The organism is Ruegeria sp. YTSC192, from assembly GCF_059609705.1.
Genome location: NZ_JBXWMG010000002.1, coordinates 403,593 through 417,105, shown reverse-complemented (window position 1 = coordinate 417,105; position 13,513 = coordinate 403,593). Strand labels below are relative to the sequence as shown.

Sequence of the window (13,513 nt, the reverse complement as noted above, 5' to 3'; positions counted from 1 at the left end):
AGTAGGGCCCGGGCGGTGTCGCCCGAGCCCAGACTTTGATCAGAAGCTCGCTGCGTCCAGAACCATCACTGTATCTGCACCGGTCTGAATGCGGGAAAGATGCATAGCAGTCGCGGGCAGGCGGCGGGCCATGTAGAAACGGCCAGTGTTGATCTTGGTCTCGTAGAACTCTTTGTCCGAGGCCCCACCGTCCAGCGCGTCTTGCGCGGCCTTCGCCATCTGCGCCCACATCAGGCCCAGGCAGACATGACCGAACATATGCATGAAGTCATAAGACCCGGACAGAGCGTTGTTCGGGTTCTTCATGCCTTCCTGCATGAAGTACATGCCAGCGGCCTGCAGATCCTTGGACGCTGCTTTCAGCGGTTCGATGAAGGCTTTGTCATAGGCTTCGTTCTGGCCCGCGTTTTCCTTGCAGAAGGTTTTGACCATTTCGAAGAACGCCATGACGTGCTTGCCGCCGTCCTGTGCCAGTTTGCGCCCCACAAGGTCCAGCGCCTGAACGCCGTTTGCACCTTCGTAGATCATGGCGATACGGGCATCGCGGGTGTATTGCGACATGCCCCATTCTTCGATGTAGCCGTGACCGCCATAGACCTGCTGCGCCTGAACGGTCATGTCATAGCCTTCGTCCGTCAGGAAGCCCTTGATGACCGGTGTCAGCAGCGAGATCAGCCCATCGGCGTCCTTGTCACCTGAACGATGCGCCTTATCGATCATGGTCGCGCCCCACAGGATGAACGCGCGCGCGCCCTCGGTGAAGCTTTTCTGATCCATCAGATTGCGGCGAATGTCAGGATGAACGATCAGCGGATCGGCGGGGCCGTCCGGGTTCTTCACACCTGTTACGTCGCGGCCCTGCAGGCGATCCTTGGCGTATTCAACAGCGTTTTGATACGCAGCTTCGGCCTGCGACAGGCCTTGCATGCCCACACCCAGACGCGCTTCGTTCATCATGGTGAACATGGCGCGCATGCCTTTGTGTTCGTCGCCCAGCAGCCAACCGGTGGCCTCGTCATAGTTCATGACGCAGGTCGAGTTGCCGTGGATGCCCATCTTCTCTTCAATCTTGCCGACCGAAACACCGTTGCGCTCACCCGGGGTGCCATCTTCGTTCACGATGAACTTGGGCACGATGAACAGCGACACGCCTTTGATGCCCTCGGGGCCACCGGGGATTTTGGCCAAAACCAGATGGATGATATTGTCAGCCATGTCGTGATCACCGGCCGAGATAAAGATCTTCTGGCCCGAGATTTTATAGCTGCCGTCGCCCTGCGGTTCCGCCTTGGTGCGCATCAGGCCCAGATCGGTGCCGCAATGCGGTTCCGTCAGGTTCATGGTGCCGGTCCATTCACAGCTGACCATGTTGGGCAGATAGGTGTTCTTCTGCTCATCGGTGCCATGCGCCAGAATGGCCGAGGCTGCACCGTGGGTCAGGCCCTGATACATGGTGAACGCCTGGTTGGAACCCGAGAACATCTCGCCCACGGCCGTGCCGATCACATAGGGCATGTTCTGGCCGCCATACTCTTCCGGCATGTCGAGGCCAGTCCAGCCGCCTTCTTTCATCTGCTCGAAGGCATCTTTGAAGCCTGTGGGCGTGTAAACCACACCATTTTCCAAACGACACCCTTCGGTGTCGCCGACAACATTCAACGGGTGAAGAACATTGGTGGCAACCTTGCCGGCTTCTTCCAGAACGGCACCGGTGAATTCGGCCTCAAGTTCGTTGTAACCCGGAATGTCAGACTCCGAGATTTTCAGGACATCATGCAAGATGAACTGCATGTCTTTGGTTGGCGCATTGTAGACGGGCATGTGAAGCTCCCTTAATTCATATGTCCGGGTGGCAGGCTGACGAGGTTACTCGGCGGCCTTCTTTTCGGTCTTCATCGAGGCAATGACTTTCTCGCCCCAGCGCAACTGCTCTTTCAGGTCGTCGATGGCCTGTGTCAGCTCTTCACGGCGCGATTCCATGTCGGCCAGACGTTCACACGCGATTTCATAGGTGCGCGACATCTGGGTCACTTGCTGGTCGCCGACGTGATACAGGTCCAGAAGCTGGCGAATTTCCTCGAGGCTGAAACCAAACCGCTTGCCGCGCAGAATCAGCTTTAGTCGCGCGCGGTCGCGTTTGGTGAACAGACGCTTCTGACCCTCACGGATCGGAAACAGAAGTTCTTTCGCCTCGTAGAACCGCAAGGTGCGGGGCGTGACATCATAGGTCTCGCACATTTCACGGATGGTCATCAGATCTTCGGTCATTCGTCATACTCTCGTCACTGGCGTCGTCCGGATAGAGTTGCGCAGTTGCTGGACGCTTTACAACATGTAGGTGACGTTTACGTAATCCAGACGCTGCGTCATTTCTAAGTTGACGTAACTTCCAGTCGCGTAATGACGGGTTTTGCGAAATTTTCTTTCCCTTGGGGCAAGCGAAATTCGCCCTCAGATTGGTCCGAGGGCGCGATTCCAAGGGGCATTGCCTGGTCTCGCCAGAACCCAGACGGGCAGGGTGTTCTACTTGATGGATTTCGCGGTCTGGTCCCGCAGCTGCTTGAGGGCATCCATTGCTTCGTCCAGCTGCGCGCGCTGCTGGCGCAGCTCTTCCAACTGGCGATCTGCCATTTCCACGAAAGTTGCCATCTGCGCTTCGTTGCCTTGATCTTCGTAGATCAGCAGCCACTGACGAATCTCTTCCAGCGGAAATCCGAATTTTCTGCCGCGCATGATCAGGGTCATCCGGGCGCATTCCTTGGGGCCGTAGAAACGGGATCGCCCTTCTCGATCGGGCTGAAGCAGCTCGATATACTCGTAGTAACGCAGAGTGCGTGGGGTCACGTCGAACTCGGCGCACATCTCTTTGAATGACAAACGGTTGTCGGACATTCGGGGTCTCCTTGGCTGCAACCTAGGACGTCATGCGAACAAGCGCAACAGGTGGGCTTGCCCTTTGATCGGATGGCGGCTCATAAAGGGGCAAGACAACAGGATATGATCATGGTCGACAAAGCAAAGCTAGCCCGCCAGTTTATCGAGGCCATCCCCCATGCGCGCGCATTGCGCCTGCAGCTTATCCAGATCGGAGAGGGTGAAGCGGAAATCACCATGCCCTATAACGACGATTTGATCGGAGACCCGCGCACCGGTGTGATTCACGGCGGCGCGATTTCAACGATTCTGGATACCTGTTGCGGAGCCGCAGTGATGAGTCACCCGTCCTCGCCAGGTGGGACGGCGACGATTGATCTGCGTATCGACTATATGCGCGCGGCCACGCCGGGGCAGAACATCACCGTACGGGCCAATTGCTATCACATCACCCGAAATGTGGCCTTTGTGCGGGCAACGGCGATGGACGACGATCTTGACCTTCCAGTGGCGACCGCCACGGGGTCTTTCACGGTTGAGGGGAAATAATATGGCCCGTTCCCGTCCCGAACCCATGCAGGTGGTCAAGCAACGGCGCGATGCCGCCTTGCACGCTCTGGTCGATGGCGTGCCCTATATCCGGTTCCTCAATATCAGCTTCGACCGACGCGGGGATGAACTGACGGGCGTGCTGAATTTTGACGAGAAACTGATCGGCAACCCGTTGCTCCCGGCCCTTCATGGCGGCGTGACAGCGGCGTTTCTTGAGGTCACGGCCGTGATAACGCTAAGCTGGGAGCACATGTTCTCGGACATCGAGAGCGGCGAAATTGATGCCGAGGCCATTGTCACGGATGAAACGATTCGCTTTCCCAAAACCATCGACTTTACGGTCGACTATTTGCGCTCGGGCCTGCCGCGCGATGCCTATGCGCGCGCCTTTGTGAACCGGGCCGGACGGCGTTACGCCTCGGTTCGGGTTGAGGCGTGGCAAGACAACCATGCCAAGCTGTTCGCGCAGGCAACAGGGCATTTCCTGATGCCACAACCACCCCGCGACAAGGGCTGAGAATGCAGGATGCCTCGGCACCCATAACTCACAAAAGGGTGCTGAAAATCGCGGTTCCCATTGTGTTGTCGAACGCGACTGTGCCGATCCTTGGCGCGGTGGATACAGGCGTTGTCGGGCAGATGGGGGCGGCTGCTCCGATTGGCGCGGTGGGCATGGGTGCGGTGATCCTGTCCGCGATCTACTGGATCTTCGGCTTTCTTCGCATGGGCACAACGGGCCTTGCTGCGCAGGCGCGCGGGGCCGGAGAGAGCGCCGAGATGCGCGCCTTGTTAATTCGCGGTTTGATGCTCGGCGGGGCGGCGGGCCTTGTGTTTGTCCTTGCCCAGGTCGCGATCTTCAGCGGTGCGTTCTGGCTATCCCCGGCCAGCCCCGAGGTTGAAACACTCGCGCGCTCATACCTTGAGGTTAGAATCTGGGGGGCACCCGCCACCATTGCCTTATACGCGATCACAGGCTGGCTGATCGCGGTTGAGCGGACACGGGGCGTGTTTCTGCTGCAGGTCTGGATGAACGGTCTGAACATCGTGCTGGACCTGTGGTTCGTTCTGGGGCTGGGCTGGGGCGTCGAAGGCGTGGCGATTGCGACCCTGATCGCAGAATGGACAGGGTTGGCGCTGGGTCTGTGGCTGTGCCGGGACGGGTTCGCCGGGCAAATCTGGCGCGACTGGCCGCGCATTTTCGACGCCACCCGGCTGCGACGGATGGTGCAGGTGAACGGCGATATCATGATCCGCTCGGTACTGCTGACTGGCTCGTTCACCACCTTCCTGTTCGTCGGGTCGGATTTGGGAGACGTCAATCTGGCGGCCAACCAGGTGCTTCTGCAATTCCTTGAAATCACCGCCTTCGCGCTGGACGGTTTCGCCTTTTCCGCCGAGGCGTTGGTCGGGGGTGCGGTTGGGGCACGGGACCGATACCAGGTGCGGCGCGCCTCGGTCATGGCGTCACAGTGGGGTGTTGGTGGTGCGGTACTTCTCAGCGCCGTGTTCTTCTTTGCAGGCCCGGCGCTGATTGATCTAATGTCCACCTCTCCCGACGTGCGCGAGGCTGGCCGCGCGTTCCTGTTCTGGGCGGCCTTGGCCCCGATCATCGGTGTCGCAAGCTGGATGTTCGATGGTATCTATATCGGGGCCACATGGACCCGCGACATGCGCAATGCGATGCTGCAATCGGTGGCGATCTATGTGGTCGCTTTGTTCATTCTGGTGCCTGCATTCGGCAACCATGGCCTGTGGGCCGCGCTGATGGTTCTGAACCTTGTGCGCGGCGTGACGATGGGCTGGCGCTATCCAAAGCTTGAGGCTCAGGTGGCTTAGAGCAGGGTGAGCAGATTTTCAGGCGGACGGCCAATTGCAGCTTTACCGCCCGAGATGGCCAGAGGACGTTCGATCAGGATCGGGTTGTCCGCCATGGCTTGGATCAGCTCTGCATCCGGCGCGTCCTTTGAAAGGCCCAACTCCTTGAACCGCTTCTCGCCCGTGCGCATCATCTTGATGGCGGGCACGCCCAGCAGGGATTGCGCGGCCCGCAATTCATCGACCGAGGGGGCGTTCTCTAGGTACTTGCGAACCTCGATTTCGGCACCGCGCTCTTCCAGCAACGCCAATCCCATGCGGGATTTTGAACAACGCGGGTTGTGCCAATATTCGATCACAGCCAATCCTCCCGCTTGCTACCCACAGCCTGAGCGACTGTGTCAAACCCATCGCGGGCCAGAAGCGTATCCAGACCCTGCGCGATATCGGCGGCCAAGGATAGGCCGCCATAGACCATAGCGGTGTAGAACTGCACCGCCGACGCGCCTGCGCAGATCTTGGCGTAAGCCTGTTCTGCCGAGCTGACACCGCCAACCCCGATCAGAGGGATTTTTCCGTCGGTCAGCTTGCTCAACCGGGCCAGAACGCGTGTGGACTTCTCAAACAGAGGCGCACCGGACAGGCCGCCTTTTTCGTCCTTGTGCGCGCTAAGCAGCCCGTCGCGAGACAGAGTCGTGTTGGTGGCGATGACCGCATCCACACCCGTTTCCGAGGCCACTTCGGCGATGTCCTGCAATTCATCCTCGGTCAAGTCAGGCGCGATTTTCAGGAAAATGGGCAGGGGGCGCGGCAGAGCGTCCCGCGTTTCGATCACACCACTCAACAACGCGCCAAGGGCCGCCTTACCCTGAAGATCGCGCAGCTTTTCGGTGTTGGGGGAGGAGACATTGACCGTCGCGAAATCCAGATGCGCGGCGCAATGGGCCAGCACTTTGGCAAAGTCGCCAGGCCTGTCATCGCTATCCTTGTTGGCACCGAGGTTCAGGCCGATCACCGCATCATTGGGGCGGTTGGCCAGCCGTTGGGCCATCACCTCCATACCTTCATTGTTGAAGCCAAAGCGGTTGATGGCGGCTTTGTCCTCGGTCAGGCGGAACAGGCGGGGTTTCGGGTTGCCGGGTTGCGGGCGCGGGGTCACCGCTCCGACCTCGATGAACCCGAAACCTGCGCGGGACAGAGGGGCCAGAACCTCTCCGTTCTTGTCGAACCCGGCGGCGAGGCCTATCGGGTTGGGCAGGTGCAGCGCGGCCAGCTTGGTCCGCAGGCGCGATGACGTCACCGGTCCGGGCGTCGGGGCCAGACCGGCCTGCAGGGCCTTGATCGACAGACCATGGGCTGTTTCAGGGTCCATGCGGTGCAGGGCGGCGAGGCCCAGTTTCTCGGTCAGTTTCATCCGAAAGACGCGCCTCCTTGCGCGGTACCACAGCGGATCAGGCGAGAGGTTGCGACGGCGGCCTGACGGTGGACCACCGCAGACCGGTAGGTTGGGTCTGTTACCATCTCAAGAAACGCGTGGGCAGTGGGATAGCGGGCGATGAACACTTCATCCCAGACCTCGTCTTGCGGTCCGATCAATGTGGTCTCAAACGCCCCACGCCACAGGATCGACGCGCCGATCCTGGCGACAATCGGGGCTGTCTCAGCCCCATAGTGGCGATAGGCGTCGGCGCCCGTCAGATCCTGATCTGCCAAAGCATGGCCCGCCGGGTAGTCGGCCTTGGCGCGAAACCTGACAAGGTTCAGCATCTCGATAGGTTGATCCCGATCCAACACCTTGAAGGCTTCGAACTGTTCGCGGTCGGGATCAATATAGACGGTCATACCACCTCGCTCGGGAACTGGTGGGTTTGGCCGTCAAAGGGCAGGGGGCGAGCCCAGACCACATCGCTGAGCCGGATTTGGCGGTAGAGATGTGGAAACAAGGCCCCACCGCGCGACACTTCCCATTTCAGCTCGTCGCCCATGGCGTCGGCGTCGCAGCCAAGCAGTGTCAGACCTTCGACGCCGGCAAAATGTTTGGCTGCAGTTTCCGCCGCCTGTTCAGCTGTCGAAAAGTGGACGAATCCGTCAGCGATATCAATTGGCGCACCATCAGTTGCGCCATTCTCCTGCAACGCGGCCCATTCCTCGGCCCGGAATATTTTGTAGATCAGCATGAGGGTCTGATGCCCCGCATCGCCCGTGGAATCAAGCCGGATTTCCCCCTTTGACTCTTCCTTCGCATCAGCGCACGATCCCCGCAAACAATGACAGGGAGTTTCAAAATGGTAACCCGTCTTTTGACGTCGGTCGCGTTCCTGGGCCTGAGCGCAGGTATCGCCGCCGCTGAATACAAGCTGACCATTCTGCACACCAACGACATTCACAGCCGGATCGAGTCGATCAACAAATACGATTCCACCTGCGATGCCGAAGATGAGGCCGAAGGTAAGTGCTTTGGCGGTGTGGCGCGTCTGAAAACAGCTGTCGACGCCAAGCGCGCTGAACTGGCGGATGAGAATGTGCTGTTGCTGGACGCGGGCGATCCGTTTCAGGGCTCGTTGTTCTACACGACCTACAAAGGTGCCGCCGAAGCCGAGTTCATGGAAGCGATCGGCTATGACGTGATGGCCGTCGGCAACCACGAATTCGATGACGGCCCCGAAGGTCTGGCCGCCTTCATTGATGCGGTCAGCTTTCCCGTCATCTCGGGCAATCTGGACCTGTCGTCTTCGACCGAGCTGAAGGACAAGGTACAAAACCATGTGGTGCTTGAGGTGGGCGGCCAGAAGATCGGCATCATTTCGGCCCTTGCCACGGATACGGTGGACACGTCCAGCCCGGGCAAGGACGTCGTCTTTCAGGATGAGGTCGAAAGCCTGAAGGCGGATGTGGCCGCTTTGGAAGCCGAAGGTGTGGACATCATCATCGCGCTGAACCACGTTGGGCTGTCTCAGGACCTGCGGATAGCCGAACAGGTTCCCGGCCTTGATCTGGTTGTCGGAGGGCACTCGCACACATTGCTGTCCAACACGGATGAGGATGCGGCGGGTGCATACCCGGTGATGGTGGGCGATGTTCCGGTGGTTCAGGCCTATGCCTATTCGAAATATCTGGGCGAAATCACCCTGACCTTTGATGATGACGGCGATCTGATTTCGGCAGACGGTGAGCCGATTCTGTTGGATGCCTCGGTCACACCGGACGAGGGCATCGCGGCCCGTGTTGCCGAAATGGGCGCCCCGATTGAAGAGATGAAGGGCCGCGTTGTCGCCAGCTCAGCTGCAACCATCGAAGGCTCGCGTGATGTCTGCCGTGTGCAGGAATGCGAGATGGGCAATCTGGTTGCAGATGCCATGCTGGCCCGCGTTGCGGATCAGGGTGCTCGGATCGCGATTGCGAATGCAGGTGGTCTGCGTGCCTCGATCGACGAAGGCGAGGTCACCATGGGCGAAGTGCTGACGGTTCTGCCGTTCCAGAACACCCTGTCGACCTTTGAGATCAACGGGCAGGGCGTGATCGACGCGCTGGAAAATGGCGTCAGCCAGGTCGAAGAGGTCAAGGGCCGGTTCCCGCAGGTCGCAGGCCTGACCTTCACATGGGATGCCTCAGCCGCCCCGAACGAAGGGCGCATCACCGAGGTGATGGTCGCCGAAGGTGACGGTTTCGTGCCGATTGATCCCTCAGCCACGTATCTGGTTGTGACCAATAACTACGTGCGCAACGGTGGTGACGGTTACAGCGTCTTCGAAGGAGACGACAAGAATGCTTATGATTTCGGCCCGGATTTGGCGGATGTGACGGCGGAATATCTGGCCGAAAATGCGCCGTACCAACCTTATCTGGATGGTCGCATCAAGCAGAAGTAAGTTCTGAAAAGCCGTGCCCGTTTGGGTGCGGCTTTCTCTTTTGACTGAAATCGCATCCGGCAACGATCCGGGATTGGACGACGGACTGATGTGCGGACGGTTTGCAATCACTTTGCCCAATGACGCGATGGCGCAGCTGTTTGCCGCGCGCCCTGCCAATGCCTTGCCCGAGGTGCCCAACTATAACGTCTGCCCGACCAATCAGGTGCATGTGGTGCGGGCAGGAGACTCTGGCCGTCAGCTGGATGCGCTGCGCTGGGGCTTTTTGCCCCATTGGTACAAGGCCGAGAATGCAGGCCCCTTGTTGATCAACGCACGGGCCGAGACTCTGGCCGAGAAACCCGCTTTCCGCGACGCTTGCCGATCGCGGCGCTGCCTGATCGTGGCGACAGGGTTCTATGAATGGACCAAGTCCCAACAAGGGACGCGCTTGCCGTGGTACATCCACCGCAAGGACGGCGCGCCCATCGCCTTTGCAGGTGTCTGGCAGGATTGGGGGCCGGAAGAGGCGCGGCAATCCACCTGTGCCATCGTGACGACCCCGGCGAACCATAACCTGTCGGCCATTCACCACCGGATGCCTTTGATCTTGGAAACCGACGATTGGCCCCTGTGGTTGGGTGAGGCGGGCAAAGGTGCCGCGCGGTTGATGCAACCGGGCGCCGAGGATCTGCTGGCGTTTCATCGTGTCGACCCCGCCGTAAACTCCAACCGGGCGTCAGGCTCGGATCTGATCGAACTCATCGAGGACTAACTGCGGATGGGTTCCCTTTACTTGCGACTAAAAGGCGAGCGCTTGGTATGGCACTGAAATTCAAAGATTTACCGCAGCTCTATGCGCATGGGTTTGATGAGGTCATCGACGTCCGTAGCCCGGCAGAGTTCGCTGAAGACCACCTGCCGGGGGCGATCAATCTACCGGTTCTGGACAATGAAGAACGCGCGCGGGTCGGCACGATCTACAAACAGCAAAGCCCCTTTCTGGCGCGAAAACTCGGGGCGGCGCTGGTGTTTCGGAATTCAGCCAACCATATCGAACACCGCCTCAGCCATCATGAGGGGAACTGGCGGCCCTTGGTCTATTGCTGGCGCGGCGGGCAACGCTCGGGTTCTTTTACATGGACGTTGCAACAGATTGGCTGGCAAGCGGATGTCGTCGATGGAGGGTATCGGACCTATCGCCGGCTGGTGAAGGCTTACCTGTACGACCAGCCGTTACCCTTCCAACTGATCGCGCTGGACGGCTACACTGGCACCGCCAAGACCGAGCTGTTGCGCCATCTGGATCAACGCGGCGTGCAAGTGGTTGATCTGGAGGGGCTTGCCAATCATCGCGGCTCGTTACTGGGCGAAAGGCCAGGTGGGCAGCCCAGTCAAAAGGCTTTCGAATCTGCTTTGTCAGCGGCCCTTTGCGCCCTGGACCCGTCTCGCCCGGTTGTGGTCGAAGCGGAGTCTTCGAAAATAGGTGATCGCATTCTGCCGCCCAGCGTCTGGACCGCGATGTGCGCTGCGCCGCGCATTCGTATCGACGCGCCTTTGTCCGCTCGGTCGGCTTACCTGACGCAGGCCTATGACGACATCCTGTCGGATACCGAGCGTCTTCGGGATCGCTTGTCTCCACTGCGATCTCATCGCGGGCATGAGGTCGTGGACGGGTGGTTGAGCCTTATGTCGTCCGGCGACAAACAGGCTTTGACGCGTGCGCTGATGGAGCAGCACTATGATCCGGCCTATGCCAAATCCCAACTTCAGCATCCGGCCAAGACTTTGGCGCGGATTGAGATCGCGCAGTTGGATGACAATGGCCTGAAGGGCGCGGCGGATTGCATCAAAAAAACACTGGATCAGCTTTGAAGCTTCAACCCCGGAATGTCGGTCAAATGCCCGATTCGCGCAGCCGGGTAACCCGCCGCTCGCAGATCCTCTAACATTTCGTCAGCGCTCTCGGGGGCAACGGCAGCCAGTAACCCGCCCGCTGTTTGCGGGTCGAACAACAGCGCCGCCTTGCCGTCCATCGGTAGCTCAGGCGCGATAGAGCGGTTGTCTGCAAAAAGCGTCGATTGGATACCGGCGTCGCTCAGCTCGATGGCTCCGGGCATCACCGGGACGACCTCAAGATCAAGCACCGCGCCGCAATTTGATGCCTCGCACAGCCCTTTCAGATGCCCGGCCAAGCCAAACCCCGTAATGTCGGTCATCGCGTGGGCCTCTGCCAGAATGCGGGACGCCGCGCCTTGCGGTTGGGTCATCATCTCATAGGCTTGCGCGACCGTTGCGCCCTCGGCCCGTCCGGCCATTTCAGCAGCCATAAGAACGCCGCTGCCGATGGGTTTGGTCAGGATCAGCACATCACCGGACCTGCCACCCGCCAGAGTGATCGGGTCTTTCGCGCACAGTCCGGTCACCGTGAAGCCAATCGTCATCTCATCGCCCATTGAGCTGTGGCCGCCGACGATCTCAGCCCCTGCGTCTCGCATGACGTCGCTGGCGGTTTGCATGATCTCGGAAAGCGTCCGTTCCTGCAGGTCAGAGGACATGCGGGGCAGGATCAGAGTGGCTGTTGTAGCCTGCGGCGCGGCCCCCATCGCCCAAATGTCTCCCAGCGCGTGGACGGCGGCGATACGGGTCATCAGGACGGGATCATCGGTGACACTGCGCAGATGGTCTGTGGTCATGACCTGCCGCACATTCCCGGTTGTGAGTAGTGCGGCGTCGTCTCCGGGCAGCGCCGTCGCGTCTTGGCGCAATGGTTCTGGCAGTGCCGTCAGAACGCTGCGCAGCGCGCCGCGACCGAGCTTCGCCCCGCAGCCGCCGCACATGGGTTTGTCACCAAGCGTTTCGGTCATCCCGGCGGCGTGCGCGCGCGGGAGGGGTGGGGCCGCCATGGCAGGCAGTTCGCGGAACTTGTTCATGAAGCTCTGGTCGATATGGTCCTTCCAGCGCCACATCAAAGCGCCGCTGAAAGATGTACCCAGACGTTCGGCCAATGCGGATTTCCCGCCCAATGAGATCAGCTTCAGATAGTCCTTCTGCGGCTCATAGCGCCGCATGGTCCCAGCCCCCAGCGCTGCGCGTAGATTGTTGAACAGCACCGGCGCCTCGCGCACCGCGTAGACGCCCGCTTTGGGGCGCGGGTTCTCGGTCAGGTGCGCGCAGTCTCCGGCGGCAAAGATGGCGGGGTCGCTGGATTGCAGATGGCCGTTCACGCGGATGAAACCGTCGTGCAGGTCCAGCCCGGTTTGCTGGATCCAGTCATAGGGTCTCGCCCCGGCAGCGCCGGTCACGAACTCGGCGGGTATTTGGCGGCCATCGTCAAGCGCGACATGATCAGCGGCGATCTGTTTGATAGGCGCACCTTCGAGAACCACGACCCCGAGGCCCTCCATCGCCTTGCGGATCGTTGCAGCGGCTTTTGGACCGGTCGCAGTCAGGGCCGAGGCATTGTCGATCAGCGTGACCTGCGCCGGGCGCGCTTTGGATTTCAGTGCGTGGGCCATGGCCATCGCCAGTTCGACCCCCGCAACGCCTCCGCCGATCACGGCCACCGAGGCTGGGCCGGTGCCGTCCAGATAATCCGACCAGCGTGCAGCGAAAGGCCCCAAGGGTTTGGCAGGAACGGCATGATCCGCAAAACCGGGCAGGGCGGGCATGTTTGAGGTGATCCCGACATTGACCGAAGCGATATCGAACGCCACCGGAGGTCGCCCCGGCACACGCACGTGGCGCTGGTCAGTGTCGATCCCCTCAACCGCGCCCAGAATGACTCGCGCGCCCGCGAAACGGGCCAACCGGACCAGATCAATGTCCAGATCAGAGCGGGAATAGTGGCCCGCAACAAAACCGGGCAGCATCCCGGAATAGGGCGCAGTCGGGCCGGGGTTGATCACCGTCACGCGCGCGCCGGGCAGGGGGTTCATCCCCCATTTGCGCAAGAGCAGAGCGTGGGTGTGACCTCCGCCAATCAAAACCAGATCACGGGTCAGGGGCAGCGGAGGATTATGCATCAGGGTCAGTTCGTGCTGTGATCAGGGACGTCTTCGACCTGCTCGACCGCGTGGGTGGCCCAAAGCTCATCCTCGCCCGCATCCGGCAGATCCTGCGGCTTTTCATGACGATGAATGTGCCATTTGGCAATGAACAGGGCCGTGATCGGGGCTGTCAGGAACAAAAACAGCGTGATCAGTAGCTCATGCAAAGACAGTTTGCCCTCAAGCAGCACGGAATGCGCGATCGAGGCCAGCAGAACGCCCCCCACACCCAGCGTTGTCGCTTTGGTCGGCGCGTGCAGGCGCGACATCGGGTCCTTCAGCTTGATCATCCCAAACGACCCAACGAACCCGAAGATACCCGACATGATCAGGAAAGCGGCAATCAGCAATTCGACGAGAAATGTCATGTCGCCC

General features: G+C 60.2%; 15 protein-coding genes. 6 read left to right on the top strand and 9 right to left on the bottom strand.

From position 1 onward, the window contains the following. Window positions 1-39: 39 nt before the first annotated feature. From AC2FD8_RS05335 to AC2FD8_RS05325, 3 genes are all read right to left on the bottom strand, one after another. The gene (locus AC2FD8_RS05335; RefSeq protein WP_496854385.1) at window positions 40-1,821 is read right to left on the bottom strand and encodes an acyl-CoA dehydrogenase C-terminal domain-containing protein; all 1,782 of its coding nucleotides are present in this window, start codon (window positions 1,819-1,821) and stop codon (window positions 40-42) included. 45 nt (window positions 1,822-1,866) lie between these two features. Then, window positions 1,867-2,268 (bottom strand): MerR family transcriptional regulator, encoded by a 402-nt coding sequence (locus AC2FD8_RS05330; protein ID WP_170465668.1) that lies wholly within the window; start codon window positions 2,266-2,268, stop codon window positions 1,867-1,869. Window positions 2,269-2,523: 255 nt separating this feature from the next. Beyond that, the gene (locus tag AC2FD8_RS05325; RefSeq protein WP_496854384.1) at window positions 2,524-2,892 is read right to left on the bottom strand and encodes a MerR family transcriptional regulator; all 369 of its coding nucleotides are present in this window, start codon (window positions 2,890-2,892) and stop codon (window positions 2,524-2,526) included. A 111-nt stretch (window positions 2,893-3,003) separates the two neighbouring features. On the opposite strand from AC2FD8_RS05325, the gene AC2FD8_RS05320 reads away from it, so the two are divergent. Genes AC2FD8_RS05320 through AC2FD8_RS05310 form a run of 3 tightly spaced genes read left to right on the top strand, consistent with a single transcriptional unit; the run spans window position 3,004 to window position 5,262 of the window. Continuing rightward, window positions 3,004-3,423, top strand: a complete 420-nt coding sequence (locus AC2FD8_RS05320) for a PaaI family thioesterase (protein ID WP_496854383.1) — start codon at window positions 3,004-3,006, stop codon at window positions 3,421-3,423. A 1-nt stretch (window position 3,424) separates the two neighbouring features. Beyond that, window positions 3,425-3,943, top strand: coding sequence for a PaaI family thioesterase (locus AC2FD8_RS05315; RefSeq protein ID WP_496854382.1), 519 nt, complete (start codon window positions 3,425-3,427; stop codon window positions 3,941-3,943). A 2-nt stretch (window positions 3,944-3,945) separates the two neighbouring features. Continuing rightward, window positions 3,946-5,262: an MATE family efflux transporter gene (locus AC2FD8_RS05310; RefSeq protein WP_496854381.1), complete on the top strand. Its 1,317-nt coding sequence runs from the start codon at window positions 3,946-3,948 to the stop codon at window positions 5,260-5,262. On the opposite strand, the gene arsC is transcribed toward AC2FD8_RS05310, so the two are convergent. Genes arsC through AC2FD8_RS05290 form a run of 4 tightly spaced genes read right to left on the bottom strand, consistent with a single transcriptional unit; the run spans window position 5,259 to window position 7,418 of the window. After that, window positions 5,259-5,600 (bottom strand): arsenate reductase (glutaredoxin), encoded by a 342-nt coding sequence (gene arsC / locus AC2FD8_RS05305; RefSeq protein ID WP_496854380.1) that lies wholly within the window; start codon window positions 5,598-5,600, stop codon window positions 5,259-5,261. The genes AC2FD8_RS05310 and arsC overlap by 4 nt on opposite strands. Then, window positions 5,597-6,655: a quinone-dependent dihydroorotate dehydrogenase gene (locus tag AC2FD8_RS05300; protein WP_496854379.1), complete on the bottom strand. Its 1,059-nt coding sequence runs from the start codon at window positions 6,653-6,655 to the stop codon at window positions 5,597-5,599. The genes arsC and AC2FD8_RS05300 overlap by 4 nt, the downstream gene beginning before the upstream one ends. Then, window positions 6,652-7,083, bottom strand: coding sequence for a DUF1330 domain-containing protein (locus AC2FD8_RS05295; protein WP_496854378.1), 432 nt, complete (start codon window positions 7,081-7,083; stop codon window positions 6,652-6,654). Before AC2FD8_RS05295 ends, AC2FD8_RS05300 begins: the two co-directional genes overlap by 4 nt. Beyond that, complete coding sequence (locus AC2FD8_RS05290) at window positions 7,080-7,418, bottom strand: DUF952 domain-containing protein (RefSeq protein WP_496854377.1); 339 nt, start codon at window positions 7,416-7,418, stop codon at window positions 7,080-7,082. Before AC2FD8_RS05290 ends, AC2FD8_RS05295 begins: the two co-directional genes overlap by 4 nt. A 108-nt stretch (window positions 7,419-7,526) precedes the next feature. Here AC2FD8_RS05290 and AC2FD8_RS05285 point away from each other — a divergent pair, with 108 nt between their 5' ends. The 3 genes from AC2FD8_RS05285 (at window position 7,527) to mnmH (ending at window position 10,964) form a co-directional block, all read left to right on the top strand. Further along, window positions 7,527-9,110: a bifunctional metallophosphatase/5'-nucleotidase gene (locus tag AC2FD8_RS05285; protein WP_496854376.1), complete on the top strand. Its 1,584-nt coding sequence runs from the start codon at window positions 7,527-7,529 to the stop codon at window positions 9,108-9,110. Between the two features lie 88 nt (window positions 9,111-9,198). Then, window positions 9,199-9,864, top strand: a complete 666-nt coding sequence (locus tag AC2FD8_RS05280; protein WP_496854416.1) for an SOS response-associated peptidase — start codon at window positions 9,199-9,201, stop codon at window positions 9,862-9,864. Window positions 9,865-9,911: 47 nt separating this feature from the next. Further along, on the top strand, window positions 9,912-10,964 hold the full coding sequence (gene mnmH, locus AC2FD8_RS05275; protein ID WP_496854375.1) for a tRNA 2-selenouridine(34) synthase MnmH: 1,053 nt from the start codon (window positions 9,912-9,914) through the stop codon (window positions 10,962-10,964). Here the strand turns inward: mnmH and selD are convergent. Beyond that, window positions 10,955-13,114 carry a selenide, water dikinase SelD gene (gene selD, locus AC2FD8_RS05270; RefSeq protein WP_496854374.1) on the bottom strand — a complete coding sequence of 720 codons (2,160 nt, stop codon included), beginning with the start codon at window positions 13,112-13,114 and terminating at the stop codon, window positions 10,955-10,957. The genes mnmH and selD overlap by 10 nt on opposite strands. Window positions 13,115-13,119: 5 nt before the next feature. Further along, window positions 13,120-13,506, bottom strand: coding sequence for a Na+/H+ antiporter subunit G (locus tag AC2FD8_RS05265; protein WP_496854373.1), 387 nt, complete (start codon window positions 13,504-13,506; stop codon window positions 13,120-13,122). Window positions 13,507-13,513: the final 7 nt, after the last annotated feature.